Source organism: Nocardia sp. NPDC051756 (genome assembly GCF_040681495.1).
GTDB lineage: Bacteria > Actinomycetota > Actinomycetes > Mycobacteriales > Mycobacteriaceae > Nocardia.
Genome location: NZ_JBFAYV010000002.1, coordinates 824,897 through 849,047, shown reverse-complemented (window position 1 = coordinate 849,047; position 24,151 = coordinate 824,897). Strand labels below are relative to the sequence as shown.

Here is a 24,151-nt window from a genome sequence, read left to right as displayed (position 1 = left end):
CCGGCGGAGCGAATGACGCTCCGCTATGCCTTGGTTCGCGCCGACTCGATGACCGCGCGAGCATGCTGGCGCCACTCCGCGACCGCGCGACCGCGGAATCCGGTGAGCGCCGCGTCGAACTTGCTCGCCCGCTTGGTGACGGTCAGCCCGATATACGTGTGATTACTGGTGATCGCCTGTGTCGCAACGGAACACGCTTCGTCGATCTCGCCGGCGCTCAGCAACGCGGTGGCATGCTCGAAGCGAACGAGCGCGGGCTCCATTGTTTCCTGCGGGTCGTACAGGCTGAGCGCACGCGCCGCGGCCTTGGCGGTTTCCGCCGCCCGGCCGAGATTCGAGTTGCCTATCGCCTGATAAAAAGCAAGTTTCTCCGGTCTATAGGAAAAGATCCCAATCGTAAGCTCTTCCTGCCCAACATTTTCCAATGCGCGCCCGGATTTCTCGATACACCGGGCAAACTGGACAGCATTTCCCAGACTGGCATGCGCCCGCGCGGCCATTCCCCACAGCCAGGCGGCGGCGGGACCGTGCGCCGGATTTTCTTCGAGCCGTCCGTCGAGCAAGCTCAAGACTTCCGCCGGTTTGTCGCTGTATGTCGGTAAATATGCGAGACCGGCCAGCGCGATATCCTCGGAATAGCGATCGCCTATGTCTTGCGCGGCGTGGATCGCGGTGGCGTACCACATCCTGGCCTGGCCCAAATGTCCTTCGTTGAACAGGATTTCGCCGACCACGTTGGCCAGCCTGCCCGCCGTGCGGACCAGCCGGACCTGATGGTGGGTGGCCTGCCGCTGCGCGAGAGTGCCACGGACAGTGCGGAATTGCTCGAGTGTGGTGTGCAGCAGCTCGTGCGGCGGCACCTGCACCACCCGTTTGCCGAGCGCCTCGGCCGATTGCTCCAGCAGCCCCAGCCTGCGCTCGCTGATGGATCCGGCATCCAGGGTGGCCAGCATCTTCTCCGGCTCGCCCGCGACCAGGTCGGCGGCCGTGCCGGTCAAGCCGACCCCGATGCAGGCCAATAACTCTCGCCTTCTCACGTCGTCATCCTCGACTTCCTTGTCGAGCCCGATGTCCCTACCGAGCTGGGTTTCCGTATCGGGCGCCGAGTCGGAGGCTTCGAGGTCGAAGCCCGTGTCCCGGCCCGCGGTGACGGCACGCTCGAATCGTGCGACGACGACCGGATCGGCTTCTGACACGACCTGGTCGAGCAGACGTTGGCTTGCGGCATGCATCCGGGTTGTCCGGCCGTTTTCCCACAAGACCACGGTGCGCGGGGTGACGCCCACCAGACGTGCGAATTCGTACCGACTTCGCCGCATCGCGGCGCGAAGCGCACGGACATCCTCGCCCGTCCAGTCGATCTCAACCATAGGTCCTGCTTCCTCGCACCAGGCTGATACAAACGGAAACTACCCGCAATTACCGCATTCGGGTCTGTTATCCACCGAATCGCAACATGCACGCTGAATCAGCACCCGGCGCCGGGGTTCTGCCCAAACCCTTACCGGGGCGCCGGCATTCCGGAATCCGACGCACGGTCCCGACACGGCCCGATCCATCCGTGTCGAGCGGTGATTCCGTGGGGCGCTCAGGCGCCGGGTGCACTGACTTTACTCGGAGGTGAACAATGGACGTATTGCACTCGGATGTTCGGGAATTGTGGCTGGTACAGAGCCGCGACTGCACACAGGATCCGGTGGGTCTCAGCTACGACCGAGCGCAGTTCATCCGCACCGTGCACGGCGGTCACGGCGCCCGTTGTCACCAGTACCTCGGCGCGTCGGCCTACTGCTGTCGCCGAGCCGCCGAGAAGTGAGCAAGGCGGGCTCGACCGCAGCCGAGCCCGCCTTGTTTCGGGGTTGATTCAGGACGCCGCGGACAGCGCCTCGAACTCCTTGTCGGTCAGCGTGATCCGCGCACCTTCGGTGTTCTCTTCGAGATGCGCGATGCTGGACGTGCCCGGAATGGGCAGCATCACCGGCGAACGACGCAGCAGCCAGGCGAGCGCGAGCTGGGCGGGGGTCGCGCCGTGTTCCTTCGCGATCGCGTCGAGCGGTCCACCCGGCTTGGCAAGTTCGCCGGTGGCGATGGGGAACCACGGGATGAACGCGATGTTCTCCCGTTCGGCGTAGTCGAGCACGTCCTCGTCGGTCCGGTTGGTCAGGTTGTAGAGGTTCTGCACGGAGACGATGGTGGCGATCTCGCGGGCCTGCTTCAACTGTTCGACGCTCACCTGGGATACGCCGATGTGCCGGATCTTGCCCTCCTGCTGCAACAGCACGAGTTCGCCGAGCTGGTCGGCCAGCGGCACCTGCGGATCGATGCGGTGCAGCTGGTAGAGGCCGATCTGCTCGACGCCGAGGTGGCGCAGGCTGAGTTCGGCCTGCTGGCGGAGGTATTCGGGCCTGCCGACCGGACGCCAGTCGCCCGGCCCGCTGCGGGTCAGTCCTGCCTTGGTGGCAATCACCAGGTCATCGGCGTAGGGGTGCAACGCCTTTCGGATGAGCAGTTCGCTGACGAACGGGCCGTAGGAGTCGGCGGTGTCGATGAAGTTGATGCCGAGTTCGACGGCGCGGCGCAGCACCCGGACCGCCTCGTCGGGGTCCTTCGGATCACCCCATACGCCGGGGCCGGTGAGCTGCATAGCTCCGTAGCCGAGCCGGTGGACGGGAAGGTCACCGCCGATTGCGAAGGTGCCGGACGCTTCGGCAGGCCGTGCGTGGAGGTTGGTGCTCACAGGTTCGGTTCCTTCCGGAGTGGAATTACGCGAAAGCGGACGAGCTCGTATGACGTCGCCTGGCGACGTTGCTTCCGCAAGCAACGTCTCTACCGCGCCGTCGATTCCCCGCACGAGGGTTAAGTTCGCGGTGCGCGAAAGGTCAGCCGATCGCGCGCAGCAGTTCCTCGGCCACCGCCGCCGACGAGGCCGGGTTCTGCCCGGTGATCAGGTTGCGGTCGACGACCACCTTCGGCGCCCACGGCTCGCCCTCCTGGAAGTCGGCGCCGAACTCGACGAGCCGATCCTGCAGCAGCCACTTGGCCTGGTCGGCCAGTCCGGCCTGCTGCTCCTCCACATTGGTGAAACCGGTGAGCGTGTAACCCGCGAAGGCGTTGGCGCCGTCGGGGCCGACCGCGGCGAGCAGCGCGGCGGGGCCGTGGCAGACGATGGCGAGCGGCTTGCCGGAGTGCAGTGCGGCGGTGAGGAGTTCGCCGGACTCGGCGTTCACCGCGAGGTCCTCCATCGGGCCGTGGCCGCCGGGGTAGAAGACCGCGGCGTAGTCGTCGAGGTCGACCTCGGACAGCTTGATGGGATGCTGCAATTCGGTGCTCGCGGCCAACACCGCGGCCCGCTTATCGGCGCCCTCCTGGCCGCCGTTGAAGTCGGGGGCCAGGCTGCCCTGGTCGACCGGCGGCACGACGCCGCCGGGGGTGGCCACCACGATCTCGTGGCCCGCGGCCTTCGCCGCCTCGTAGGGCACGGCGAACTCCTCGGCCCAGAAGCCGGTCGGGTGGGGGGTGCCGTCGGCCAGGGTCCAGGTGTCGGCGCCGGTCAGTACAAAAAGTAGTTTCGCCATGTCATCGACACTAGGACCGTCGCCGAAGCGTGGCCAATGGGATCGCCGATATCAGACATCGGAATTCTGATGGCTCTTGCGCTCGGCGAAGACCGTGCGCGCCACCCCGATTCCATTGAGCGCGGCCGGGAATCCGGCGTAGCCCGCCATCTGGATCAGCACCTCGACCACCTCGGTCTCGGTGCCGCCGACATTGAGCAGCCCGTGGATGTGCACACCGAGCTGGGGCGCGACGCCGAGCGCGGTGCACATGGCCACCGACACCAGCTCGCGGGTCTTCAGGTCGAGCCCGGGCCGGGAGTAGATGTCGCCGAAGGAGAACTCGATCAGGATGCGGGCGAAGTCCGGGGCGATGTCCTGCAGCGAGGCGATCACCTGCTCGCCCGCGTGCCCGTCGACCTCGGCCAGCTTGGCCGATCCGCGCTCGAATCGGTCACCGTCCGGCGGGCCTGCCGCGGCGGGCTCGGCGGGCAGGTCCGTCCGGGTGGCGAACACCTCCTTGGCGGCGGTCAGGCCGTTGAGCGCGGCCGGGAAACCCGCGTAGACGCTCGCATGCACCATGACCTCGACGATCTCGGTGCGGGTCGCGCCGACATTGAGCGCCCCGTCGATGTGGAACCGCAGCTGAGGTGCGGCATTGCCGAGTGCGGCCAGCGCGCCCACGGTGGCGAGCTGGCGCTCGCGCAGGGTCAGGCCCGGACGCGAGAGGATGTCGCCGTAGCCGAACTCGACGGTGATGCGGCCCAGGTCGGGGGCGATGTCGGCCAGGCTGTCCAGCACGGCCGGCCGCTCCTGCCCGCCGATGTGCTGGAGCAGCGCGAGGCCGCGCTCGTAACGATCGTTCTGGCCGGTGGCGTCCTGTGTGCTGGTCATCAGATGTGGTAGCGCAGTGACCTCCTCGTTTCCGCAGGGGAGGAAGCGCCGTCCTCCGTTCGGTGTCGGTGGTGTGGGTTAGGTTGTCGGGCGTGGATGAGGTGGTGCGGTACAACTTCCGGTTGCGGCCGGGGCGCACTGCGGAAGTTGCATTACTGGCCGAGTGGGATCGTTGCCGGTTTCTGTGGAATGAGGCCGTCTACCAGCAGAGGTCAGGGAACAAACCGACGTTCGGCAGACTGAGTAGGCTGCTGACCGAGGCCCGCTGCCAGAACACATGGTTGCGGGAGGGATCGCAAGTCGCACAGCAGCAGATGCTGCGGTCGTACGCGCAAGCGCTTGGTCAGTCGTTCACTGTCAAGGGGCGGAGACGGCCCGTGTTCAAGGCCCGCAAGCGGGCCCGGGTGTCGCTGGAGTACACGCGCCGCGGATTCACCATTAGCGACGGGCGGCTGGTGCTGGCCAAGGGCATCAGTATTCCAGTGGTATGGTCGCGGACGTTTCCGTCTGAGCCGAGCAGCGTGCGGATTACCCGGGATTCGCTCGGGCACTGGTACGCGTCGTTTGTCGTGCGACGTACCGTCGATCCCGCAGCTACGGCGGGAGACGGTATCGGCATCGACTGGGGCGTAAGTACTACTGCCACCACGACCGATCTTGCATTCGATCTTCCTTATCGTGGGTACCGTGCCCGCTGCGCGGCGGAACTTGCTCGGGCGCAACGCAAGATGGCCAGGCGAAGGCGTAAGCGCGGTCAGCAGTCGGGTGGGTATCAGCGCGCGGCGCGGGTGGCGGCGAAGCTGCATAAGAAGGCGGCTCGGCAGACCGTGCATGATTCGCGGGTGTGGGCGAAAAGTGTTGTCGAGCATCATGAGGTGATCGCGGTGGAGGATTTCGAACCGATCTTTCTGGCGAAGTCCACGATGGCGCGTAAGGCTGCGGATGCGGCGATCGGTGCGGCGAAGCGGGAGTTGATCGAGCGTGGTGTGCGGGCCGGCCGGAGGGTGGTGTTGGTGCGGCCCGCCTATACGAGCATGACGTGTTCGAGTTGTTTCGCGAGAGCCAAGCAGCGACTCGAACTCGGGGAGCGAACCTTCCGGTGCCAGGCCTGCGGATACACCGACGACCGTGACCGGAACGCTGCCAGAGTGATTCTGGCTGTGGCAGAGCGCGGCCACACACGTGTCGAGGATGTCAGACAATCGGGTCACCTCCTTCGGGCGGTTGGTTCGGTTGCGGTCTGAGCGTGAGATCTCCTGCCTTCGGGTGGGGGAAGCGTTAAGGCACGACTGTAGAAGTTGGAGTGCGCTCCAGCGCAAGTGCCGCGGACGGCTCATCCTTGACGGGGAGGTGAGATCAGGGGGAATCTCGGGGTGCGTCCCCGATGTGGCCCGGCGCCCTGCTCCATAGCGTTTCGGTATGCGATTCGCCCCGATCATCGTCGCCCTCTCCGCGGTTGCCCTGCTCGCCGGGTGCACGTCGGGCCAGCAGTCGAACGCCCCTTCCGGTATGCCGGACAACAGGATTCGCGCCGTGCAGGCCGATATCGACGGCGTCGTGGCGGCGGGTGCCACCGGTGCGATCGCCACCGTCACCGATAACGGCAAGACGGTCGTGCTCACCAGTGGCGTCGCCGATATCACCACGGGCGCAAAGATTCCCACCGATCCGGCGCAGCGCGTCCGGGTCGGCAGCATCTCGAAAACCTTTACCAGCGCGATCGTTCTCCAGCTTGTCACGGAGGGCATGGTGCGGCTGGACGAGCCGGTCGAGACCTATCTGCCCGGCCTGCTGCGAGGCGAGGGGATCGACGGGCGGGCGATCACGGTGCGCCAGATCCTGCGGCATCAGAGCGGATTGCCGGAGATCACCAAGGATCCGCGGGTCGACGAATATCGTGCGGCGTTGGAGAACCGGACCATGATGCCGGCCGAGGGGATGGCGATTGCTTTGCAGCGGCCTGCCGATTTCGCCCCCGGCGCTCGCTACCAATACAGCAACACCAACTACTACGTTGCCGCCATGCTGGTCGAAAAGGTCACCGGCGCAGCGTATGCCGACGAGCTGAACCGGCGCATCCTGCAACCGCAAGGGCTGGCCGACACCTACCTGCCCGCTTCGGGTGATCGCGATATCCGCGGACCGCACCCCAAAGGCTATGCGGTGGTGGATGGTTCACTGACCGACGTGACACGCATCGAGCCGTCGGTGCCGTGGGCGGCCGGCGCGCTGATCTCGACGGGTGCCGACCTGAACCGCTTCTACTCGGCATTGCTGGCCGGTCGGGTGGTCCCCGAGGCCGGGTTGCGCGAGATGCGTAACGGCGTGCTGACGGACGAGGGCTCGAAGATGTACTACGGACTCGGCCTGGGGCACACCACATTGCCATGCGGCGCAGAGTATTTCGGTCACTCGGGCGGGATCTACGGCTACAACAGCGTGTCCGGCGCGACGCCGGACGGCCGTGCGGTCACCTTCACCTTCAACCATGACCTGAGTTCGATGCCCGACCTGGTCGGCATGCTCGGCCACGCGCTCTGCCCGTAGGGCAATTCCACTCGTTCAGATGAGGTTCTTCTGTTTGCGGATCCGGCGGCGCACATCCGCCATCAGGCTGTAGGTTCCGCCGTGGCGCAGGAAGCGCGGGATGAACCGGTTGACGAAGGCGACGAACACGAACAGATGCTCGAAGCGCCGCTGATCGGCGGCGCTCCATTCGACCCGGAGCTGCTCGCGGAAGATCGGCGCGAGGAAGCCGATGGTGAGGAACTTCAACAGGTTTCGGAACGGCAGCCGCAGATACCAGTGGATCATCCGCAGGTTCAGCAGGTCATCGAGGTAGGCGCCGACATACTCGTCGATCGAGACCTGCGCGCAGGCCTCGTTCCAGTACTGATCGAACTCCGCCCGGGTGGCGGGCCACAACTCCTCGGTCACCTGCAACGTGGTGCCCAGCGTCGAGGACGACACGTAGAACGCCTCGGCCTGCTCGTCGCTCATCCGGCCTTGCAGCAGTTGGTAGGTGTCCTCGAAGCCGATGTACAGGCAAGCGGCGACCCATAATTGGAGATTGCGGTCGAACGCGTTGTACTTCACCGGTGCGCCCGGCGCCGAATGTACTTGCCGGTGCGCGACATTCACCGCTTCGCGATAGGCGAGGCGCTCCTCGTCGGTGCCGAGAATGGCGACGGCCAGGTACTGCGTCGTGGTGCGGGCCCGCTTCCACGGATGCTGCATCAAGGATCCGGACTCGACCTTGCTCTCCGCGACGCCATAGCCGACGCCCGGCCGGGCCATCTGCATCGCGACATTGGCCGCCGCGCCCGCGAAGGACCAGAAGTCCAGCGCGTCGGTCAGCTTGATCGCTCGTTTGGTGATCGGTCGGTGAGCGGTGCCGATGTGGATGCGGGTCTGGTCCTTCGACAGCGGGATGGCCTGTTCCGAGGGGTGAGCGGCGGTGGTCATGAGGGAGTCCTTTCGGGTCCGGAATCGACTCCGCAGGGCGTGAACAACCTGTGAACTATTGATAACTTAAGTCGGATGCGCCCTTCGCGTCAACGGGTCCGGCTGCATGCGAATATTCCTGGCTGTCTGGCTGTCAATGTATGCGAAAGGGTTCCGCAAAGTGCGGAATCGTGCGTAACATACGGGCCCATGCCGGACCGTAGGGTGTCCGGGAAGGATCCAACGGCGGATCCCGGTTCGGGGCCTGCCGTGGGCGTCCGGTCGCGTCGGCCGGCACGCGAAAGGACACGCATGCTCAAGCGGCTGGATCGGATATTCAGCTACGAGATGAAGGTCTCGGAGTTCCTCGGGACGCTGGTCATTCTCGGCATCCCGTACGGGTTGATCGGTGTCATCTGGACGCTCACGCACACCAGCCATCTACGGAATATGCACGGCATCGACGTGGTCATCTCGTTCCTGGGCGCGATCGTCTGCTGGCCGGTGCTCACCTTCTCGAATGTGTGCATGACCTGATGATGATCTTGGTCTGGCTCATCGACATCGTGGTGATCGGCGTCAAGGTCCTCGGCGGGCGCACGCGGGTCGATCCGGTGCTGCGGTTCGGCCTGTGGCTGGCCGTGCTGAGCACCCTCGTGGCGGGCGTCGCCGTCGTCGGCTACCTCCTGGTGCTGCTGCAACGGCAGTTGAGCGGCACCGCGTGACCCGGAGAGGCAGTAACGAGTGACCACCACCGAACGACCGCCGGAGCGGACCGATCTGGAGCGGGCCGTCGACGACCTCAGAGGTCTGTGGCAGCGGCATCCCCAGCGGTCGCTGGAGACGCTGGGCAGGCAGGTGAAGCTGGGTCGCGACGCCGTGCTGGAGATGTTGCGCGCGATCCTCACCCGCCGATTCCCGTTCCAGGAGTTCATCAAGCAGTGCGCGTTCATGGCCAGCGTCTCCGCCGCGCCGACGGTGTTCGTCGCGATCCCGGTGGCGGTGGTGGTCTCGATTCAGTTGGGCGCGTTGGTGAGTCAGGTCGGCGCGACCACCTTCATCGGCGCGGTCAGCGGCCTCGGCATCATCCGCCAGGGCGCGCCGCTGGTCACCTCGCTGATGATCGCCGGCGCGGTCGGCTCGGCCATCTGCGCCGACCTCGGCTCGCGCACGATCCGGGAGGAGATCGACGCCATGATGGTGATGGGCGTCGATCCGATCCGCAGGCTGGTCGCGCCGCGGCTCGCGGCCGCGGTGCTGGTGAGCATGCTGCTGTGCGGCTTCGTGGTGTTCGTCGGCTTCGCCACCGGCTATCTGTTCAATGTCTATGCGCAGGGTGGCACGTCGGGCACGTTCATCAGCACGTTCGCCTCGTTCGCGGTCGCCGACGACCTGATCGTCGCGCTGGTGAAGGCCGCGATCTTCGGTGCGCTCACCGCGATCATCGCCTGCGACATCGGCCTGCACACCAAGGGCGGGCCCGGGGGCGTGGCGAATTCGGTGAACGCGGCGGTGGTCAATTCGGCGCTGATGTTGTTCGCCACCAACATCATCATCACGCAGGTGTACAACACGCTGTTCCCGGCGAAGGTGCTCTGATATGGGGTCGCGCTATACGCCACCGGCGTTGCAACCGTTCAAGGTGGTCGGCGGCGCCGTCCGCGGACCGGTGCGGGCCAATCAGCGGCTCGGTCATCAGGCCCTCACCTTCGTCGCGGCGATCGTGGCAATACCGTTCGCGCTCAAGCACTATCGCAAAGAGGTGCTGCGGCTCACCGCCGACGTCGGGTGGGGCAACGGGTCGCTGATCGTCGGCGGCGGCACCGTCGGCGTGGTGGTCATCCTGTGTGGATTCGGCGGGATCACCGTCGGCATGGAGTCCTACACCGCGCTGAACCTGCTCACGATGAACCCGCTGACCGGCGCCATCTCCGGGTTCGCCACCACGCGCGAAATCGGCCCGATCCTGGCGACTTTGGCGTTCGCGATCCAGGCGGGTTGCCGATTCACCGCGCAGCTGGGCGCGATGCGGATCTCCGAGGAGATCGACGCGCTGGAATCCATTGCCATCCGGCCGCTTCCGTACCTGATCACGACCAGGATGATCGCCGCGACGCTGACCATCGTCCCGCTCTACAGCGTCGGCCTCGCGGTCGCGTATCTGATGACCAAGCTGTCGGTGCTGTTCCTCGGCGGCACCTCGGCGGGCACCTATGACCACTACTTCTTCCAATTCCTCAACGGCACGGACGTTTTCTACTCGGTGCTCAAAGTGGTGGTGTTCGTGATGATTTCGACGTTCTTGCAGTGCTATTACGGCTATGTCGCGACCGGCGGGCCGGAAGGGGTCGGGCAGGCGGCGGGGCGCGCGATCAAGATGGTGATCGTCGTCATGGTGTTCGCGAATCTGTTTCTCACGCTGGCGATCTGGGGCATCGACCCCGGCTTCCGGATCTCGGGATAGGGGCCCGCGATGATCATCGATCCCAGTGGCCGCGGGCCGAGCGCGCGCCAGCTCTCGCTGGCCGGCATCGCGCTGACCACGGTGCTGTTGCTGCTGTTGTTCCTGCTCGGGCTGCGCTACACCGGTCGTTTCGAGGACAAGGTCGGCGTGGTCGCCCTGCTCACCAGCACCGGCGACGGGCTGCCCGAACATGCCGACGTGAAGTTCCGCGGCATGATCGTCGGCTCGGTGGCCGACGTGGAGGTGGTTGCCAAGGGCGAGCGCCAGCGCGCCGAGCTCGACCTGAAACCGGCGGTCGCGGCGATGATTCCGGCCGCGGTCACGGCCCGGGTCATCCCGAACAACATCTTCGGCGTGACCGCGATCGAACTCGTCGACAACGGGCACACCACCCAGACGCTGCGCGCCGGTGCGGAGATCCCCGAGGACACCAGCGAGGGCACCGTCCAGTTGCAGACCACGCTCAGCGTGTTGCGCGACGTGCTCGACCACATCCAGCCGGAGAAGCTGGGCCGGGTGCTCGCGACGCTGGCCGACGCGCTCGACCCGTCCGTGCGCGTGCCCGGGTCCACCATCGAACGCCTGGATCTCTGGCTGACCCAGATGCATGCCGTTCCCGGGATCGGCGACCTGCTCGGCAATCTCGGCCGGGCCGCAACGGCATTGAGCGCGTCCGCGCCCGATCTGGTCGGGGTGCTGTCGGAGTCGGTGACCACCGCGCGGACGCTCACCGAACGCCGGGACCAGCTGGTAGCGCTGCTGACCAACGCGAGCGGTGCGGTCGACTCGGTGAATTCGCTGTTTGCCCGCAACCCGGACGCAGGCAAGGAAGTGGTCTCCGGCCTCGGCGAACTCTTCGGCAGCCTGGCCGAGGATCCGCGGGCGTTGCAGCAGACGGCAGCCAATCTCAATGTCTCGCTACAGAAGTTGCGCTCGGTGTTCGGCTTCGGCCCGAGCCGCCAGATGATCTGGAAGATGGACGTGTCCTTCACCCCGTTCCAGCAGTACACGGCCGCGGACTGCCCGCGTTACGGCAGCATGGCCGGGCCGCGCTGCGGTGGTTCCTCGGTTCCGGAAACCGCGCCGCCACAGGAGTTTCCGGCGCAGATGACGCCGAAGTGGTTGGCGTCGGCGGGACCCGCGCCGGTGGTGCCCACACTGCCTGCCATTCCGGGCATTCCGATGATCCCCGGCCTCACCGCACCGGCCGCGGCGAAGGACCCGGCACCGAACGCGTTGGAGCCCAATAGTTTACGTGGCACCGATGCGGTAGCGGCGATCGTCGGCGGTACACCGACCGCCGCGCAGTATCTGCTGCTCTCGCCGCTGCTGGCCGGCGGTTCGGTCGCTCCGGCGGACAAGGGCGGTCGCTGATCATGAAATCGAGAAAGGCGCTGATCGGCTTCAGCCTCTTCGCCGTCGTCGCGATCGCGCTGACGTACACGATCTGGTCCACCTTGCAGCGTTCGGTCACCGGCGATACCGACTCCTACTCCGCGACCTTCACCGACGTCCTCGGCCTGCGGGTCGGCGACGACATCCGGACGGCCGGCGTGCGGGTCGGCCGGGTGGACGCGATCGACTTCGACAGTGACTACCGCGCGCGTATCGAGTTCCGCATCCAGCGCAGGCAGCACCTCACCACCACCACGAAGGCCCTGGTGCGCTACCAGAACCTGATCGGGCAGCGCTATGTCGCGCTGGTGCCGGGCACCGGCGACGGTCAGGTGCTGGCAGCCGGTTCGGCGATACCGCTGGAGCGCACCGAGCCCTCGTTCGACGTGTCCGCGCTGCTGTCCGGGTTCGAGCCGCTGTTCAGCGTGCTGCAACCGGATCAGATCAACTCGCTGTCGGAGACGCTGATCCAGGCGCTACAGGGCAACAATGTCTCGCTCAGCGCGCTGATCACCCAGGCCGCCGAACTCGCGGGGACCTTCGGGCAACGCGATAAGATTCTCGGCGACGTGATCAGCAACCTGAGCAGCGTCATCGCCGGACTGGCGCACCGCAGCGGCGACCTGGAAACGCTGATCACCCAGGCGCGTTCGCTGGTCGAATCGCTCTACGCGCAAGGTGAGTCGCTGAAGGGTTCGGTCGATCAGGTAGCCACCTCGACCGACTCGCTGGCGCGACTGATCGGCCAGGTGAAGCCGAATATCGCTCGCGCACAGAACGATGCGACGAGTGGAGTGGCGCTGCTGCTGCTCAACGGCGCGTCGCTGGATCAGGCGGCCGTCGAGCTGCCGAGCCTGCTCAACGGCATCGCCAGGTTCACCAGTTATGGCGCCTACGGCAATGCCTACATCTGCCGCCTGGATGTCTCGCTGTGGGGCGTGCTGCTGCCACCAGGGCTGTTCTCGCAGGTCGGCGGCAATTCGCAATCGGAGGTGTGCCGGTGATGACACGAGCGCGGTCGATGTTCGGCCGGGTCCGATTGCCGCGGAACCGGCTGCTGTGGCTGGGTCTGCTCGCGGCGGGCTCGGTGGTGCTGCTGCTGGTCGGGTCCAGCGCGCTGTCGCAGGCTCGGTTGGGGGACAAGACTATTCAGGCGGAATTCGCTCAGGCCGCTGGGCTTCGGGCGGGTGCGTCGGTGGATGTGTCGGGTATCGAGGTGGGTACGGTGCGCGCGGTGCGACTGGAGGGCGCGAAAGTCATTGTCGACCTGCGGGTTCGCCGCGATCTGCGGCTCGGGCCGGACGCGCACGCGGCGATCAAGATGACCACCATTCTCGGCAAGCTGCACGTCGAATTGATCCCCGGCAACGGAAAAGGGCTGCCGGACAACCGGATCGTGCTGGCGAACACCTCGGTGCCGTACAACCTCGGCAAGGTGATTCAGGATCCGGTGTACAAGTCCTCGTTCGAGCGCATCGAACGGATCGACCCGGCCAAGCTGCGCCAGTCGCTGGATCTGCTCAGCCGGCAGATGGGTGACTCGCCGCAGCTCACCGTCGAGGCGTTGAACAGCGTCGGCGCGCTCGCCAGGGTGATCAACGACCGTCGCGACGAGGTCGACGTGCTGTTGAAGAGCATGGATCAGGTCTCGCAGCTGGTGTCGGACAACCGCAACAGCGTGTTGTTGCTGCTGACCCGCGGCGAGGCGATCGGCAACGCGGTCGCGCAGCGCCAGACCATGCTGAAGTCGTTGCTGGACAACGTCGCCGAGCTGTCCCGGCTGCTGCAACAGATGGGCCTGGAGAACAACGATCAGCTCGGGCCGATGATCCAGAGCCTGAACACCATGTCCGAGGGCCTGGAGAAGAACAAGGACAACCTCGACTCGCTCTACGAAATCATGCCGGTGGCCCTGCGGCAGTTCAACAACGCGCTGGGCAACGGCCCCTACGGCGACGTGTGGGCGCCGTGGATCTTCCCGGACAACTGGCTGTGTTTCGCCGGTGCGGTACAGGGGTGCAACTGATGAAAATAGGTACTTTCCGGAAAACCGCCGTGTTGTGCTGGGCCGCGGCGGTGGCCTCCGGCTGCTCGCTGCTGCCGGACAGTCTCAGCACGCTGCCTGCGGAGTATCTCGGCGAACACCTCCGGATCAGCGCCGATTTCGAGAACGTGGCCGGCCTGTACGCGGGCAACGACGTCGCGATCCTCGGCGTCCCGGTGGGCAAGGTCGACACGGTGACCGCCCGGGGCAGCTACGTCGAGGTGACCATGTCCATCGACAAGAACGTCAAGGTGCCCGCGGACGCGATTGCCGCGCTGGTGTCACCGCAGCTGATCACCAACCGGCACGTCGAACTCGCCCCCGCTTACGAGGGGAACGGCCCGGTGCTGGCCGATGGCGCGCACATCCCGCTCGAACACACCCGCACGCCCGTCGAACTCGACCGCATCCTGGACAATTTCGATCAGCTCGGCCGAGCGTTGAAGGGCGACAACGAGACCGGGCCGATGGCCAGCCGGGTGCTCTTCCCGCTGCTCGACGGCAACGGGGACAAGCTGCGCGAGACGCTCGACGCGATGTCCTCGGCGTTCGAGGTGAGCCTGGCCAACGGCGACCAGATCTCCAACACCATCGTGAAACTCAACGAGATCACCCAGATCATTGCCGAGAACGACCAGACGGTGCGTGATTTCAGCGGCCGGCTCACCGAAATGGTGCAGCTCATGGGGGATCAGGCGCCGGGGTTGCAGGCTGTGCTGACGCAGCTCAACGACTTCGTCACCAACACCTCCACGGTGGTCGGCACCAATCGTGAGCAATTGCTCGGCGCACTGACCAGATTCACCGCGCTCACCGGTCAGATGCGGGCCAACGCACGATCGGTCACCGAAATCGCCGACGTCACACCGCTGTTCTTCCAGAACCTCGCCAATGCGACCAGCCGGGAGCATCAGGCGCTGCGCCTGCACGGCCTGCTGGACAAGTCGGTCCTCGACGGCGAGGCGCTGTCGGTGTTCTGCGAACGGGTGCAGATGCGCCTGGACGGCTGCCGGACCGGCAAGATCCAGGACTTCGGCCCGGACTTCGGCCTGACCGCCGCACTGCTCGGACTGACCAAATGAGGGCACGCGCGCTCGCCCACCCGTCGCCCGGCCACCGCCCACCACGGAATCGCTGCGCGATGCTGTTCACGCTGGCCGTAGCGGCGGCCATCGGCGCGACCTCCGGCTGCGCGGTGACGGTGGACAACGTCCCGCTGCCCAAACCGGGCATCGGCGGCCCCGGCTACACCCTGCACGCGGTGTTCAAGGACGCGCTCAACCTGCCGGCGAACGCGCACGTCAAGATCGGCGGCACCGATGTCGGCACGGTGTCCGCGATCAGTACCACCGACTTCCTCGCCGACGTGGAAATGCAGATCCGCCAGGACATTCAGCTGCCCCGCGGCACCACCGCCGAACTGCGCCAGGCCACCCCGCTCGGCGACATGTTCGTCGCGATGACCCTGCCCGCCAAGCAGGACAGCGCCGAACTGCTGCGCCCGGGTGACACCATCGCGCCCGACCACACCGCGACCGGCGCGTCGGTGGAGCAGCTGATGATGTCGGTCTCGTTGCTGCTGAACGGAGGTGGGCTCAACCAGGCGGCGCGGATCACTGCCGAGATGAACTCGATGTTCGCCGGGCGAGCGCCGGAGTTATCGCATCTGATCACCGAAATGACCGACGTGCTCGCCGCACTCAACAAACGCACGGCCGATGTCGACGGCGTGCTGTCCGGGCTGAATACGCTCACCGGCGAATTGGCCAGGCGCAAAGCCGAATTGGGCGCGGCGGCGGACACCTTCCCGCCGCTGATCGGACTGGTCGCCGAAAACAACAAGGCCATCGCCGATCTCATCGCCAAGGTCTCGGTGACCATGGCCGCGCTAGGCGACTTCACCGACACCACCGGCCCGGATTTCCTCAGCCTGTTCGACAGCATCCAGCGGTTGATGTCCGGATTCGCCCAGATGGGTGACGATCTCGCGGGTGCGTTGGATGGGCTGCACGCCATCTACCCGTCGATCTCGGCCAGCTTGGATGGTCCGGTACTCGCGGTCGCGGCCACGGTGTCCTACCTGAGTGTCGGCGCGCTGACCGATCCGAAGGGCAGCAGGCCGCCCGAAATCGGTGACGTGCCGGCATTTATCGGCAGTTTGGCGCAGGTCATCGAGAAGGTCATCGGCCGGCTGCAAGGCGGTGGGCGATGAATCCACCGCTGTGGCAATGGCTGGTCCGGCACCGGATCGCGGTGGCCAATCTCGGCCTGATCGTGGTGCTCGTGCTCGGGGCGGCCTATCTCGGCGCCAACGTACTGCGGATCAATCTGCTGCCGAGCACGTACACGGTGCGGGTGGAGCTGGCGAATTCCGGTGGCCTGGCGGCGAACAACGACGTCACGTTCCGCGGCACCAGGGTCGGCCGCGTGCACGAGGTGCGGATATCCGGCGACGGCGTCGCGGCGATCGCCGAAATCGACAAGGCGGCCAGGATTCCGGTGGGCGGCACGGTCGCCGTCGGCCGGCTGTCCGCGGCGGGGGAGCAGTATCTCGACTTCCGGCCGGACGTGGACGGCGGCCCGTTTCTCGGCGACGGCGCGGTGGTCGAGCGCGCCCGGACGACCGCTCCGGTGACGGTGCAGTCGGTGCTCGGCAGCATGAGCGGCCTGATCGGCGGGATGAACCCGGCGCGCCTCAATGTGATCGTCGACGAACTCGACAAGGCCTTGGCCGGCGGCCCGGATCGGTTGCGCAACATGATCTCCGGGATCAGCCGGGCCATGGCCGGGCTGACCGATCTGTTGCCGCAGACTCGCCAGCTCATCGAGAACCTTCAGGTGATCGCCGATACGACGGCGCACGCACAACCCGACCTGACCACCCTGACCACCGGTTCCAGCGCCCTGTTCCAGCAGTTGACCGCCGCGGATCAGGAGGTGCGCAAGTTCCTCGACCTCGGGCCCGGTCAGCTGGCCACGCTCGACGGCATCGTGCGCGACACCGAGGATCCGATGACCAACCTGGTCACCAACTTCGTCGCGATCACCAAGGCCGCCAAGCTGCGGGCACCGGCCATCGCGGCCCTGTTCCCCGCGCTGCGCACGGGTTCGGAGGCGATCGGAATTCCGGCCCACGACAACGCCTATCACACCCTGGTCGACCCGTGGCCGCGCCCGAGTTGCGACTACGACACCGTGCCCGTGGTGCCGACCACGAAGACCGTGGACACCAGGGTGCGGCTCTACAACTACTGCGTCACCAGCAATCCGGCGCTACAGGTGCGTGGTTCGGCGAACGCGCCCCGACCGAATGTGCCGGACAACGGGTCCGGCCCGCCGCCCGGCGTCACCGGCGACGAGCTGTCCCGACCGGCACCCGGCAGATAGGAGCACATCCGATGAACGACAACGAAGGCGAGATCGCCACAGCACCCGAGGGATCGACGCCTGTCGAGTCCAGTGATGCTGTGGCTGAGCCAGTTTCAGCACAGACAGACCAGACTCCGGCCGCGCGCAAATGGCGTCGGCTGGTCCCGGGCCGCACCGGACGCCTCGTCCTGCAAGTGGCCACGGCCGTACTCCTCTGTGCCGCAGTCGCTTCGACCGTCTTCTTCTACCTCCAGAACAAGGGGAACAAGGCCACCATCGACGCCAACGCGGACGCGCGCACCGCCGCCTGCAAGTACGCCCCGATCCTGGCCGACTACGACGCGAAGAAGCTGGACGACTACTTCGCCGCCGTGCTCGACGGCGCGACCGGCGACTGGAAGAAGCAATTCGACAGCACCAGTAAGGAATTGCGCGAGGTGCTCACCCAGGGCGAGGTGGTGTCGAAGGTCAACGACGTGCAGTGCGCGATCAAGACCGGCGACGAGAGCTCGGCCGAGGCCATCGTGGTGATCGGCCAGACCATCACCAGCATGGGCACTCAGGGCAAGCCCGCGCCCGGCCAGCTGTCCATGGTGATGCGGCTGGAGAAGGTCGGCGACCGCTGGCTGGTGAACAAGGTGAACTCGCCGCTGGCCCCGCCGCCGCAGCAGTAGCTACTCGCCGTCGGGACCGAACAGGACGACCCGCATCAGGTGGATCACCCGCTGCCGCGAGCACACCGGGTCGTCGGAGCCGAAGCGCTGCCCCAGATCGACCACCAGGGCCAGCGCCGCGTGCACCAGCAGCCTGGCATCGGCGGCGGACAGCTCGGGCCGGACGCCGGCCAGCAGCTTCGCCCACTCTTCGACATTGAGCCGCTGGATGTTTCGCAGCACCGTCCGGTCGTCGGCGGGCACATTGCTGATCTCGGCGTAGTAGACGAAGGTCAGCTCGCGCTCGGCGAACGAGCCGGCGACGTACAGCTCGATCAGTGTGGTCAGCGCCTGCTCCGGCCCGTCCGCCGCCGCGACCGCCGGCCCGATCGCGGCCGAAACCCGTTCCGCCGCACGGCGGAACGCGGCCGCGAGGATATCGCCCTTGCTGCGGTAGAAGCGGTACACCGCCGACGAGGCGGGCAACCCGGCCGCGGTGGCGATGTCCTCGACACTCACATTCGGATAGCCGCGCTCATGGAACAACTCGATGGCCCGCGCGAGCAGCAGTTCGTGCTTGAAGGTCAGCGGAATCTCGGTTGCCGCAAGGGGTTCGGTGTGCGCGGCCGAAGGCGGCAGCGTGCACGAGGCGACCGCACGGCAGGCGGTGCTGAGCAGAGTGGTCAACGCCCGCACCGGAATCGACACGTGATGGTCGCCGATGCTGCTGAGCACGCTGAGAATCGCGGCCGACAGCACGGCCCGATCCGCCTTGTCCAGCTCCGGCCGGGTCTCGGCGAGCAGCGCCATGAGCGCCGAAGTTACCTGTGCCAGTTGACCATCCAGGATCGCGGCATCGGCGTCCTCGAGATAGCGGCGCTGCCAGCGCAACAGCGCGGCGCTGCGCCGATTGGCGATCGAGGACGCGATCAGCGCGTCGATCACCTGTCCGAGCCGCGCCTCGGCCGGCAGCTCCCTGGCCGAGTCCGGCAGGCGCACCGCCGCTTCGCTGAGCCCGCCGAGCCGCAGGGCCTCCTCGCGGAACAGCGCGTACTTGCTCGGATAGTGGCGGTAGAGCGCGGCCGAGCTGATGTCGAGCCGAGACGCGATGTCCTCCATGCTCACGCCGTGGTAGCCGAGCGACCCGAACGCCTCCGCGGAGGCGGCGGCGATCTGCGCCCGCCGATCGCGCGGCCGCCGCCGGACCACACGCGCTGCGGATCCGTCGGACGCCTTGTCCGCGGCGCGGCCTTCCTGGGCACCCATGCCGCGATGGTAGCCGAATCGGACGCTCGGCAGCGGGGCCTTGATCACTTGGAATCAAACTGAATGGAAGATCACAATAGGAGGTATAATTTGGGCTGCTACCTCTACCGCTTGCGATTCACCACAATGGAATAGCGCGTAACATAAACGACCGGTCGGTACCCCGGTGCTGCCCGTCTGCTCCGGTGCTCAAGCCGCGGCGGGACGCCCGAAAAGAACCACCTGCATCAACAAGCGCACCCGTTCCTGCGCCGCCATCGGCTGGTTGTCGAACGCGCGGCCCAGATCCACCACCAACGCGAACGCGGCGTGAATGAGGAAACGCGCCTCGGCCGGCGCGAGCTCCGGCCGCACCTCGCGCAGCAGCCGCGCCCACTCTTCGACGCTGAGCCGCTGGATGTTTCGCAGCACCGTGCGTTCCTCTGCCGGAACATGCTGGAACTCGGTGAAATACACGTAGGTCAGCGCGCGCTCGGCGAACGACCCCACGACGTACTGGTCGATCAGCGTGGTCAGGGCGCCCTCCGGGCTCGCCGCCGTCGCGACCGCCGGACCGACCGCACCCGAAACCCGTTCCGCCGCACGGCGAAACGCCGCGGCCAGCAGATCGCTCTTGCCGCGATAGAACCGATACACCGCCGAAGCGGCGGAAAGCCCTGCGGCGGTGGCGATGTCCTCCACGCTCACATTGGGATACCCGCGCTCGTGGAACAGCTCCACCGCTTTGCGCAGCAGCAGCTCGTGTTTGAACGAGTCCGGGATCTCCACCACCTGGAGCGGCTCGGCGGGCCGCTCCGCCGGCAATTCCGTGCCGATGATCGGCTCGCAGGCCGAACTCAACAGCCGGGCAAGGGATTTCGCGGGCAGCGTGGCGTGGTGGTCGGCGATGCTGGTGATCGTGCTCAGCAGCGCCATGCGCAGCACGCGGATGTCGTCCTCGGTCAGCTCCGGCCGCAGCACGGCGAGTTGGTCGCCGAGCGCGCCGAGCACGGCGAACTGCTGGTCGTTCAGCGTGGCCAGGTCCTCGGGCTCGAGGTAGCGGCCCTCCCAGCGCACCAGCGTGACCGTCGGCCGGTTCTCGATGGTGACCGCGATGAGCGCGTCCAGCACGTGACGCAGCCGCCGCTCGGGCGGCCACGCGGTAGCCTCCGCGGGCAGCTCGACCGCCTCGGTCATGGCCCGGCCGACCCGCAGCAATTCCTCCCGGAACAGCGCGTACTTGCTCGGATAGTGCCGGTACAGCGCGGCCGAACTGATGCCGAGACCGGTGGCGATGTCCTCCATGCTGACGCCGTGATAGCCGAGCGCGCCGAACGCGGCGGCCGAGGCGGCGGCGATCTGGGCCCGTCGATTCTTCGGCCTGCGCCGGATCTCCCGGGGTGCCGAGTCGCCGGTGCTCGCCTTCCGCGCCGTACGGCGATTGTCGACACTCATGCGGACATCGTACTTATCCGAGCAGGTGGGACGGGCTACGGCTCGGTACGGGGCGGCCGCCGGATCGGCCGGGTGCCCCAGGTCACCCGGAATCGGGGGCGGTACCTGCCGGAAGGCTGCGGCCGTCGACCCGATCCGTAGGCGCGGGTCGGCGCAGGTGAGGGCCGACACAGCCGATATGCCGCGCGGGGGCCGAGCGCGGTTTCGGGATCAGTCGCGCGGCGTGATGACCAGACGGGCCTTGCCCTCGGGGACCGTGGTGATGTTGCGGGTCTTCCCGCGTTCCGGCTCCGCCCCGTCCGGGCGCGAAAGGGAATGGCGCACAATGATTTCCCGCAGCACAGCGGTGCCCTCCATGAGCGAGAAGCCCGCGCCGATGCAGCGCCGGACCCCGCCGCCGAAGGGCAGCCAGGTATTCGGGGCCACCTCGCCGGAGAGGAAGCGGTCCGGCCGGAAGACGGTGAGGTCGGGATAGTTGTCCGGGCTGCGGTGCGCGAGCAGGATCGAGGTGTTCACCACCGCGCCGGCGGGCAGTCGCCGGCCGCCGACGGTCATGTCCCTGGTCAGTTTTCGGTTGGTGCCGTTGATGATGACGTGCAGCCGCATCGCCTCCTTCAGCACGGCCTCGAGGTATTTGTCGTCGCCGGTGCGCGCGGCGGTGAGCGCCGCCGCCTGGATCTCGGGATGCGTCGCGATCTCGTACAACGCCCAGGACAGCGCGGACGCGGTCGTCTCGTGTCCGGCGAGCAGCAGCGTGATGAGCTGGTCGCGCAGCTCGGCGTCGGTGAGCGGCGGGTCGTGGTCGTCGCCGGTGCCCGCGTGCAGCAGCCGGGACAGGACGTCGGTGCGTTCGGCCAGGTCCGGCGCGCGCCGCCGGCCGGCGATCTCGGCGTAGAGCAGGGCGTCGACCGCGTGCAGGTTCTCGGCGAACCGCTTCCACGGCCCGATGCGGCGGAGTATGGGGGACTTGATCCCGAGGAACACCAGCGGGTTGAGGTGCACGATGCGCCGCAGTCGTGGCGCGAGTTCGGCGCGGGCCCGTTCGTCGGAGACCCCGAACACCACCTGGATCATCACCTCGAGGGTGAGCGCGTTCATCCGGTCGAGCGTGATCAGCGTGGAACCCGGTGTCCAGCGGTCGATCTCGGCGACGGCGATCTCGGCGACCAGGTCGCGGTAGCCGCGCAGCGCCGAGCCGTTGAAGGCGGGCATCAGCAGCCGGCGGGCGCGCGCGTGCTCGTCCTCGTCGGTGAGCAGCAGCGAGTGCTGGCCCATGACCACGCCGAGGATCTGGTTGCCTTCGCCCGCGTGCAGGTCACGGGGGTTGCCGGCGAAGATCTCCTTGATGTGCTCCGGGCGAGAGAACACCACGGAGTGGTCGGCGACCGGCGGGATGCGCAGCGTGAAGACGTCGCCGTACTTGCGCGCGATGGCGGGCACGAAGCGCTGGCGATCGAGCTGGAACAGCAGGCTCTGCACGAAGGCAGGCAGCCGCGACCCCGGCGGGTAGGCGGTGGTCTCGTCACGCTCTCGGACGTCCTGTGCGGCCACGGTGCCACCTTCGTTGAGTATGAGACGAACCTGTTTCATACCACGCTAGGAGATCTACGCCGCACGGTCTATAACGCGGCAGGTAATCAACGGTACTTGGCCCCGCGCCGCTAGCTTCCTGGGCGTTGGGTGGCGTACCAGTCGAGCAGGTCCGGGTTGTCGACGGCGCTGCGTTCGACCACCCGGGCGGCGTCCGCGCCCTGGAACAGCTTCTTGATCGGTACCTCGAGCTTCTTGCCGGTGCGGGTGTGCGGAATGCCGGGGGCGAGCAGGATCTCGTCCGGGACGTGGCGCGGGGAGACCTCGGTGCGAATGGTGCTGTTGATCCGGGTCTTCAGCTCGTCGGTGAGTTCGGCGCCCGGCGCGAGCACGACGAACAGCGGCATCCAATAGCCGCCGTCCGGCTGCTCGGCGCCGATGACCAGGGCCTCGGCGATCTCGGGAAGACGCTCGACGGACTGATAGATGTCGGCGCTGCCCATCCGGATGCCGTGCCGGTTGAGCGTGGAGTCCGAGCGGCCGTGCACGACGATGGAGTTGCGGTCGGTGATGGTGATCCAGTCGCCGTGCCGCCACACGCCGGGATACATGTCGAAATAGGCGTCGTGATAACGCTTTCCGTCGGCGTCGTGCCAGAAGCGCACCGGCATGGACGGCATCGGCTTGGTGAGCACCAGCTCGCCCACCTCGTCGCGCACCGGTTGCCCGGTGCCGTCGAAGGATTCCAGCGCGGCGCCGAGGAAGCGGACCGACAGCTCGCCCGGCCAGGCCGGGACGGTGCGGGCGCCGCCCATGAAGGCCGACACCACGTCGGTGCCGCCGCTGAGCGAGTTGACCTGGACGTGGTCACCGGTGTTCTCGCCCAACCAGATCGCCGACGAGGTGGGCAGCGAGGCGCCGGTGATGCCGACCGTGCGCAGCGCGGACAGGTCGTGCTCGGTGCGCGGCACGGCGCCCGCCTTCATGCAGGCCAGCACGTAGCCGGGGCTGGTGCCGAGCACGGTGGTCCCGGTCTCGGCGGCGATGCGCCACAACGCATCCGGAGCCGGGTAGGTGGGGCTGCCGTCGTAACAGACGATGGTCGCGCCGGTCAGCAGGCCGGAGACCTGGAAGTTCCACATCATCCAGCTCGGGCTGGTGTACCAGAAGAAGGTGTCGGCGGGTCCGATATCGGATTGCAGCGCAACGGCTTTGAGGTGCTCGAGCAGCACGCCGCCGTGGCCGTGCACGATGCCCTTGGGCAGCCCGGTGGTGCCGGAGGAGAACACGATCCACAGCGGATGATCGAAATCGACCGGCTCCGTGGTGATCACGGCGGGCGCGGCCTCGTCGTAGGCGATCGCCTCGGTCCACGCGGTCGCGTCCGCTACCTCGAGGCCGAGCTGGGAGACCGCGATCGTGCCGCGCAGCGTGCCGAGACCGGCTTGCAGCGCGGCGATGTCGTCGCGCTTGTCGTGCGCCTTGCCGCCGAAGCGGTAGCCGTCCACGGTGATCAGCACGGTGGGTTCGAGCTGACCGAGCCGGTCCAGTGCGGCCTTGGCCGAGTAGTCCTGGCCGCAGGCGCTCCAGACCGCGCCGATGCTGGCCGTCGCCAGCAACGCGACGACCGTCTCCGGGATGTTGGGCAGATAGCCCGCGATCCGATCGCCCGCCTGCACGCCCATGGCGCGCAGGGTGCGGGCCAGCGCCGCGGTGTCGTCGATCAATTCGGCCCAGGACACCTCGCGTGCCGGTGCGTCCTCGGAGACTCCGATGATCGCGGGCCGGTCGCTGCGGAACTGGCGGATGAGCTGATCGACGTAGTTCAGCCGCGTACCCGGAAACCATTGTGCGCCTGGCATTTCGGCACTGGCCAGCACCTCGCCGGCGATCTCGCCCAGCTCGAAGTAGTCCCAGACCGCATGCCAGAATTCGGCCAGCTCATCGACGGACCACTGCCACAGCGTGTGGTAGTCGGGCGCGACGACACCGGTGCGCGCCTCGACGAACTTCGCGAAGTCGGTGATCCTGGCGTCGGCGATATCCTGCTCGGTCGGCACCCACTGTGGTTGCACCGCGTTCCTCCTGGCTGTTCGAACTGGTG

Annotated in this window: 23 protein-coding genes; 14 read left to right on the top strand and 9 right to left on the bottom strand. The window is 67.0% G+C overall.

What is annotated here, in order from left to right:
• Positions 1 to 23 precede the first annotated feature (23 nt).
• Positions 24 to 1,370 (bottom strand): helix-turn-helix transcriptional regulator, encoded by a 1,347-nt coding sequence (locus AB0M22_RS10075; protein ID WP_150408067.1) that lies wholly within the window; start codon positions 1,368 to 1,370, stop codon positions 24 to 26.
• Positions 1,371 to 1,627: 257 nt separating this feature from the next.
• Between AB0M22_RS10075 and AB0M22_RS10070 the strand changes: the two genes are divergently transcribed.
• On the top strand, positions 1,628 to 1,816 hold the full coding sequence (locus AB0M22_RS10070; protein WP_364723250.1) for a hypothetical protein: 189 nt from the start codon (positions 1,628 to 1,630) through the stop codon (positions 1,814 to 1,816).
• Positions 1,817 to 1,864: 48 nt separating this feature from the next.
• On the opposite strand, the gene AB0M22_RS10065 is transcribed toward AB0M22_RS10070, so the two are convergent.
• The 3 genes from AB0M22_RS10065 to AB0M22_RS10055 all read right to left on the bottom strand — a co-directional run bounded on the left by AB0M22_RS10065 (position 1,865) and on the right by AB0M22_RS10055 (position 4,448).
• Positions 1,865 to 2,737 carry an aldo/keto reductase gene (locus tag AB0M22_RS10065; protein WP_364723248.1) on the bottom strand — a complete coding sequence of 291 codons (873 nt, stop codon included), beginning with the start codon at positions 2,735 to 2,737 and terminating at the stop codon, positions 1,865 to 1,867.
• Positions 2,738 to 2,879: 142 nt separating this feature from the next.
• Complete coding sequence (locus AB0M22_RS10060) at positions 2,880 to 3,575, bottom strand: type 1 glutamine amidotransferase domain-containing protein (protein WP_364723245.1); 696 nt, start codon at positions 3,573 to 3,575, stop codon at positions 2,880 to 2,882.
• A gap of 51 nt (positions 3,576 to 3,626) precedes the next feature.
• Complete coding sequence (locus tag AB0M22_RS10055) at positions 3,627 to 4,448, bottom strand: carboxymuconolactone decarboxylase family protein (RefSeq protein ID WP_364723242.1); 822 nt, start codon at positions 4,446 to 4,448, stop codon at positions 3,627 to 3,629.
• A 92-nt stretch (positions 4,449 to 4,540) separates the two neighbouring features.
• Between AB0M22_RS10055 and AB0M22_RS10050 the strand changes: the two genes are divergently transcribed.
• Both AB0M22_RS10050 and AB0M22_RS10045 read left to right on the top strand, forming a co-directional pair.
• Entirely contained in the window at positions 4,541 to 5,692 is a 1,152-nt protein-coding gene (locus AB0M22_RS10050; RefSeq protein WP_364723239.1) for a transposase, read from the top strand.
• Positions 5,693 to 5,867: 175 nt separating this feature from the next.
• Positions 5,868 to 6,995, top strand: a complete 1,128-nt coding sequence (locus AB0M22_RS10045; RefSeq protein WP_364723236.1) for a serine hydrolase domain-containing protein — start codon at positions 5,868 to 5,870, stop codon at positions 6,993 to 6,995.
• 15 nt (positions 6,996 to 7,010) lie between these two features.
• Here AB0M22_RS10045 and AB0M22_RS10040 read toward each other — a convergent pair whose 3' ends face one another.
• Positions 7,011 to 7,913 (bottom strand): oxygenase MpaB family protein, encoded by a 903-nt coding sequence (locus tag AB0M22_RS10040; RefSeq protein WP_364723233.1) that lies wholly within the window; start codon positions 7,911 to 7,913, stop codon positions 7,011 to 7,013.
• A 291-nt stretch (positions 7,914 to 8,204) separates the two neighbouring features.
• Here AB0M22_RS10040 and AB0M22_RS10035 point away from each other — a divergent pair, with 291 nt between their 5' ends.
• Genes AB0M22_RS10035 through AB0M22_RS09985 form a run of 11 tightly spaced genes read left to right on the top strand, consistent with a single transcriptional unit; the run spans position 8,205 to position 17,838 of the window.
• Positions 8,205 to 8,429, top strand: a complete 225-nt coding sequence (locus tag AB0M22_RS10035; protein WP_364723231.1) for a hypothetical protein — start codon at positions 8,205 to 8,207, stop codon at positions 8,427 to 8,429.
• The gene (locus AB0M22_RS10030) at positions 8,429 to 8,617 is read left to right on the top strand and encodes a hypothetical protein (protein WP_364723229.1); all 189 of its coding nucleotides are present in this window, start codon (positions 8,429 to 8,431) and stop codon (positions 8,615 to 8,617) included. The genes AB0M22_RS10035 and AB0M22_RS10030 overlap by 1 nt, the downstream gene beginning before the upstream one ends.
• A gap of 19 nt (positions 8,618 to 8,636) precedes the next feature.
• A complete protein-coding gene (locus tag AB0M22_RS10025; protein WP_364723227.1) occupies positions 8,637 to 9,491 on the top strand; it encodes an ABC transporter permease in 855 nt (284 codons plus the stop codon).
• A 1-nt stretch (position 9,492) separates the two neighbouring features.
• Positions 9,493 to 10,356: an ABC transporter permease gene (locus AB0M22_RS10020; RefSeq protein ID WP_364723224.1), complete on the top strand. Its 864-nt coding sequence runs from the start codon at positions 9,493 to 9,495 to the stop codon at positions 10,354 to 10,356.
• Positions 10,357 to 10,365: 9 nt separating this feature from the next.
• Positions 10,366 to 11,730, top strand: a complete 1,365-nt coding sequence (locus tag AB0M22_RS10015) for an MCE family protein (RefSeq protein WP_364723222.1) — start codon at positions 10,366 to 10,368, stop codon at positions 11,728 to 11,730.
• A gap of 2 nt (positions 11,731 to 11,732) precedes the next feature.
• A complete protein-coding gene (locus AB0M22_RS10010; protein WP_364723220.1) occupies positions 11,733 to 12,755 on the top strand; it encodes an MlaD family protein in 1,023 nt (340 codons plus the stop codon).
• The gene (locus AB0M22_RS10005; protein WP_364723217.1) at positions 12,755 to 13,777 is read left to right on the top strand and encodes an MCE family protein; all 1,023 of its coding nucleotides are present in this window, start codon (positions 12,755 to 12,757) and stop codon (positions 13,775 to 13,777) included. The genes AB0M22_RS10010 and AB0M22_RS10005 overlap by 1 nt, the downstream gene beginning before the upstream one ends.
• Positions 13,777 to 14,877, top strand: coding sequence for an MCE family protein (locus tag AB0M22_RS10000; protein WP_364723214.1), 1,101 nt, complete (start codon positions 13,777 to 13,779; stop codon positions 14,875 to 14,877). The genes AB0M22_RS10005 and AB0M22_RS10000 overlap by 1 nt, the downstream gene beginning before the upstream one ends.
• Positions 14,878 to 14,936: 59 nt before the next feature.
• Positions 14,937 to 16,007, top strand: a complete 1,071-nt coding sequence (locus AB0M22_RS09995) for an MCE family protein (RefSeq protein ID WP_364724058.1) — start codon at positions 14,937 to 14,939, stop codon at positions 16,005 to 16,007.
• A complete protein-coding gene (locus tag AB0M22_RS09990) occupies positions 16,004 to 17,182 on the top strand; it encodes an MlaD family protein (protein WP_364723212.1) in 1,179 nt (392 codons plus the stop codon). The genes AB0M22_RS09995 and AB0M22_RS09990 overlap by 4 nt, the downstream gene beginning before the upstream one ends.
• Before the next feature lie 11 nt (positions 17,183 to 17,193).
• Positions 17,194 to 17,838 carry a hypothetical protein gene (locus tag AB0M22_RS09985; RefSeq protein WP_364723209.1) on the top strand — a complete coding sequence of 215 codons (645 nt, stop codon included), beginning with the start codon at positions 17,194 to 17,196 and terminating at the stop codon, positions 17,836 to 17,838.
• Here AB0M22_RS09985 and AB0M22_RS09980 read toward each other — a convergent pair whose 3' ends face one another.
• From AB0M22_RS09980 to AB0M22_RS09965, 4 genes are all read right to left on the bottom strand, one after another.
• The gene (locus AB0M22_RS09980; RefSeq protein WP_364723206.1) at positions 17,839 to 19,083 is read right to left on the bottom strand and encodes a helix-turn-helix domain-containing protein; all 1,245 of its coding nucleotides are present in this window, start codon (positions 19,081 to 19,083) and stop codon (positions 17,839 to 17,841) included.
• A 189-nt stretch (positions 19,084 to 19,272) separates the two neighbouring features.
• Entirely contained in the window at positions 19,273 to 20,517 is a 1,245-nt protein-coding gene (locus AB0M22_RS09975; protein WP_364723203.1) for a TetR family transcriptional regulator, read from the bottom strand.
• A gap of 210 nt (positions 20,518 to 20,727) precedes the next feature.
• Positions 20,728 to 22,068, bottom strand: a complete 1,341-nt coding sequence (locus tag AB0M22_RS09970) for a cytochrome P450 (RefSeq protein ID WP_364723201.1) — start codon at positions 22,066 to 22,068, stop codon at positions 20,728 to 20,730.
• A 110-nt stretch (positions 22,069 to 22,178) separates the two neighbouring features.
• Positions 22,179 to 24,122, bottom strand: coding sequence for an acetoacetate--CoA ligase (locus tag AB0M22_RS09965; protein WP_364723198.1), 1,944 nt, complete (start codon positions 24,120 to 24,122; stop codon positions 22,179 to 22,181).
• Between the last annotated feature and the right edge of the window lie 29 nt (positions 24,123 to 24,151).